The organism is Cyanobacteriota bacterium, assembly GCA_025054735.1.
GTDB lineage: Bacteria > Cyanobacteriota > Cyanobacteriia > SKYG9 > SKYG9 > SKYG9.
In genome coordinates this window covers 1-1226 of record JANWZG010000669.1, presented here as the reverse complement: position 1 = coordinate 1226, position 1226 = coordinate 1, and the positions used below count along the sequence as shown (strand labels likewise).

Genomic DNA, 1226 nt, shown 5'->3' with positions numbered 1-1226 from the left:
CTCGAACTTGATGAGTTGCCCGTGTCGATCCATGACTATATGTTCGGTTGGAATGATTACTCGAGGGCAAAGCAATACACAAAAACTTTGTAAAAGTTGTGCTGGATCGTTACGAATGTCGAGCCTGTGGCTACATTTACGAGCCTACCAAGGGTGACGGCGCTAATAACATCCCTGCTGGCACTGCCTTTGAAGATCTGCCTGCTACGTGGCGATGTCCCGTTTGTGGGGCATCACAAGCTCGGTTTAGCAACATTGGTGCTAAGGGTTCCCCCTCTGGCTTCAAAGAGAACCTAGACTATGGATTTGGCGTTAACCGCATGACTCCTGGTCAAAAGAGTGTTCTGATCTTTGGCAGCTTAGCGCTAGCGTTTTTGTTCTTTATGAGCCTATATGGCCTACGTTAGTTCTGATGTTGCCGCTAATCCTGCACCCGTGCCTGCTAGTGGTTCATTGTCTATAAAGTTACTCGAAAGTTACTTACATTGCTTAAATGCCCATGCGTTCTACATTGACAAACATTCTGACTAGCCTCCAACGATTTGTGGTGATTCTGCTTGTCGTACTGCTCTGTAGCAGTTGCCGAGACCTATTGCCGCCAGTTAGCAATAACCCTTGGCAGGTCATTAGTTTACCTACGACAGCAAACCTGTTGGATATTGCCTTTAGCACGCCAGAGCATGGATGGATTGTAGGTAACCGAGCTACCGTCTTTGAAACAACCAACGGCGGTAAAACTTGGCAATTACGCAGCTTTGAACTAGATGATGACGTTAACTATCGGTTTTCGTCGGTGAGTTTTTCTGGGGATGAGGGATGGATTGTGGGTCAGCCCTCTATCTTGCTGCATACTACTGATGCTGGAAAGTCTTGGGAAAAAGTTGCCCTCAGTAGCAAGTTACCTGGTGCACCCGATCGGATCTTGGCTTTAGGGAACAATCAAGCGGAAATGGTCACCGATGTAGGCGCTATCTATCGCACAGTTGATGCTGGACGCAACTGGAAAGCCCTTGTTCAGGATGCAGTTGGGGTTGTTCGGAATATTTCTCGATCGCCCGATGGAAAATATGTTGCGGTATCAGCCAAGGGTAACTTTTATTCCACTTGGGAACCGGGACAATCTGTGTGGGTAGGGCACAATCGTACTAGTTCTCGTCGGGTGCAAAACATGGGCTTTACCACAGATGGCAAGCTGTGGATGCTAGCACGGGGTGGACGTGTACTCT

2 protein-coding genes are annotated in these 1226 nt (G+C 48.1%); both read left to right on the top strand.

The genetic code is table 11. From position 1 onward, the window contains the following. Positions 1–74: 74 nt before the first annotated feature. Positions 75–407 carry a rubredoxin gene (locus NZ772_19255; GenBank protein ID MCS6815695.1) on the top strand — a complete coding sequence of 111 codons (333 nt, stop codon included), beginning with the start codon at positions 75–77 and terminating at the stop codon, positions 405–407. 92 nt (positions 408–499) lie between these two features. After that, positions 500–1226 (top strand): photosynthesis system II assembly factor Ycf48 (locus NZ772_19250; GenBank protein MCS6815694.1); only part of this gene is annotated, 727 nt, incomplete at its 3' end.